This window comes from Saccharomonospora iraqiensis subsp. iraqiensis, from assembly GCF_000430445.1.
Taxonomy (GTDB): Bacteria; Actinomycetota; Actinomycetes; order Mycobacteriales; family Pseudonocardiaceae; genus Saccharomonospora; species Saccharomonospora iraqiensis.
The window spans coordinates 31,061-33,850 of sequence record NZ_KE387112.1 but is presented as its reverse complement, the minus strand read 5'-3'; the positions used below and the strand labels follow the sequence as shown (position 1 = coordinate 33,850).

The following is a 2,790-nucleotide window of genomic DNA, read 5'->3' as shown; positions in this document are numbered from 1 at the left end:
GCCCGGGTCGCGCCAGGGATCCTCGACCGACGTCCACAGCGGTTGGTCGTCGTCACCGTCCCGCTCACCGCCGTCGCCGGACGTCGGCCCGGCGTCCCCGGTGGGGCGCTGCAGGACGACGTCGTCGGCACCCTCGGGCCTGCCGAACGCCTCCGCCAGCGCGGGGGGAGGCGGCGCGGGCGGCGACCCCTGCGGGACCGGATCCCGACCCTGCTCGGGGGAGAACGAACCCTGCACCCCGTGCGGCCGGGAGAAGGCGGCCTCCAGGGCAGGGTCCACCGCGGGACGACTGACCGGGCGCGGCGGGAGCCGCGACGCACCCGACTCGGTGGACTCCCCGTGGCTCGGCGTGGATCGCTCGTTCATTCTTCCCCGGTGCTGGCTTGATGATCGCTCGACGTGACCCTACGCCAAGCCTGCCACGCCGATGCTGCCCTCGGGGCGGTGAAGTCAGCGTGGGCCGTACCCCGGGCCGGTGAGCGCGGGTGTTCCGGGGAGACCGGTGGACGGGACGGTGGTTTCGGTGCGGTCCGACCCGGCGGTCGCGGTGCCGGTGGCGGTCGCGGTACCGGTCGTCGACGCCCCGGTGGCCGAACCGCGCGTGGCCGACGCCGATCCGGTCGGGGGACCGGAGACCGTGGTGGCCACGGGTGTCCCCGGGGCCGGGGAGGTGGTCCCGCCGGTGTCCGCGGTGGGCGAGGCACCCCGCGGGGAGCCGAGGTGAGCGGGCCAGACCCCGGAGGGTCCCGAACCGGGGCTCTCGGCGTCCCCGGCGCCGCCGCTCGCGCCCACACCGGACGTCGCGGTGAACGCCAGTGCGCTGAGGACCAGGCCGGACACCACCACGCCCGCACCCTGGGTGGCCCGGCGCCGCACCGACCAGAACCGGAGGCCGCCACCCCCCAGCACGGTGGACGAGGTGCCCAGCGGCGAGGACGTGCCGAGCGCACCGCCCCGCAGCCCCGCCACCTGCCCGGGCCGCTGCACCGTGACGATCTGCCCGTCCGGGTCGACGGCGAGGTTGTCCGGCACCGACGGGGTGTCGGTGTGCTGCGGGATCGCCCGCAGATTCGCCAGGAACCCGGCCGGGATCGACGGGGACTCCGCCTTCCGGACCGCGCTGCTGGCCGCACGCTGCGCCGCGACCTCGGCGGCGCAGCCGGGACAGTGGGCCAGGTGCGCGGCCGCGCGCTCCTGGGCTCCGGGCGACAGCTCCTGATCCACGAACGCCACGACGACGTCCGGCAGCAGATGCGACTCGGAGAACCCCCAGCCCCTGTTCGACGTCATACCCGCGCCTCCTGCACGAGCGCCCGCCTGCGCTCGAGCGACGACTTCAGTGCCTGCCTGCCGCGGTGGATGCGGCTGCGCACCGTGCCCAGCTTGACGCCGAGCGTCGCGCCGATCTCCTCGTACGACAGTCCCTCGACGTCGCACAGCACGACCGCCGCGCGGAACTCGGGCGGCAGTTCGTCGAGGGCGGCCTGGAGATCGGGGTCCAGGTGGGTGTTGGAGTACACCTGCTCGGGGCTCGGGTCGTCCCCGACGATGCGGTCGGTGTCCTCCGGCAGGCCCTCCATCCGCACCCGCGACCGGCGGCGCGCCATGTCCAGGAAGAGGTTCGTGGTGATGCGGTGCAACCAGCCCTCGAACGTGCCGGGCCGGTAGGAGGCCAGCGACCGGAACACCCGGATGAAGGTCTCCTGGGTCAGGTCCTCGGCGTCGTGGGCGTTGCCGGACAGCCGGTAGGCGAGCCGGTAGATGCGGTCGGCGTGTTCCCGCACCACCTCGTCCCACGTGGGCGGCGTCCACGTGGCCTCGTCCTCGACCGGTACCGGAGCGGTCTGCGTGCTGTCGTACGGCAGCGGAGGCACCTCCATCGGCCCGTTCCCCTTCACTACTGACACCAACGTGGCGTCGGCGGCGGGAGTTCCCGTCCCGGGCTCCCAGTCTTACCCGCTTTCCTGTGGTTGTAGTGAGGTCGTGCTGAGAGCCCGCTGAGAAAGCGGTGCCGGCCTCGTGGGCGTCGGGGACCTCCGCCCCGTTCGGACCCGGGCGACAGTGGGTGCCGACCCGGGCGCGCAGGGTCACCGCATCGGTCCTCGCCCGAGTGGGCGGGGTCGGCGGTGCAGCTCCACGCTAACCTCAGGCGCGTGAACTCCGAGACGCACATCACCGGTTCGGTCGATCTCGGCGAGTTCCTCGAGGCGTACCTGCCCGAGGACGAGGTCCTCGCCGGCGCGCGCCTGCGCGCGGAGCGGCTCGGATGTCTGCCGGTGTCGGGCGCCACGGGATCCACGCTGAGTTTCCTCGCCGCCGGGCTGCAGGCCCGCGCCGTCGTCGAGATCGGGACGGGGGCCGGTGTCTCCGGCCTGTACCTGCTGCGGGGGATGGCCGCCGACGGGGTCCTCACCTCGATCGACCTGGAGCCGGAGTTCCACCGGAGCGCGCGGACCGCGTTCTCGGACGCAGGCTTCGCCGCGGGCCGGATGCGGCTGATCATCGGACGCGCCCTCGACGTCCTGCCCCGGCTGACCGCGGGTGGGTACGACCTCGTGTTCGCCGACGCGGGCAGGCTGGAGTACCCGCACTATTTCGAGCAGAGCGTGGACCTGCTGCGGCCGGGCGGCGTGATCGCCTTCCACAACGTGCTCGCGGCGGGGCGGATCGCCGATCCCTCCCGGCGCGAGCCGGAACTGCTCGCGCTGCGGGAGGTGGCCCGGGCGGTCCGGGACGACCCGCGGCTGGTCCCGACCCTGCTCCCGGTGGGCAGCGGTCTCCTGGTGGCCG

The 2,790-nt window shown here is 74.2% G+C and carries 3 protein-coding genes and 1 pseudogene; 1 reads left to right on the top strand and 3 read right to left on the bottom strand.

Translation table 11 applies throughout. The annotated features are described in order from the left end of the window. The 3 genes and pseudogenes from ACTIR_RS26810 to sigE form a co-directional block, all read right to left on the bottom strand. Positions 1-279 (bottom strand): annotated as a pseudogene (locus ACTIR_RS26810) (serine protease); the annotation flags it as partial. A 171-nt stretch (positions 280-450) separates the two neighbouring features. After that, positions 451-1,290: a zf-HC2 domain-containing protein gene (locus ACTIR_RS0116915; RefSeq protein WP_026455172.1), complete on the bottom strand. Its 840-nt coding sequence runs from the start codon at positions 1,288-1,290 to the stop codon at positions 451-453. Continuing rightward, positions 1,287-1,880 carry an RNA polymerase sigma factor SigE gene (gene sigE, locus ACTIR_RS0116910; protein WP_026455171.1) on the bottom strand — a complete coding sequence of 198 codons (594 nt, stop codon included), beginning with the start codon at positions 1,878-1,880 and terminating at the stop codon, positions 1,287-1,289. The genes ACTIR_RS0116915 and sigE overlap by 4 nt, the downstream gene beginning before the upstream one ends. 273 nt (positions 1,881-2,153) lie before the next feature. Here sigE and ACTIR_RS23935 point away from each other — a divergent pair. Next, the coding region (locus ACTIR_RS23935) for an O-methyltransferase (protein ID WP_034240597.1) at positions 2,154-2,790 on the top strand (637 nt) is incomplete at its 3' end.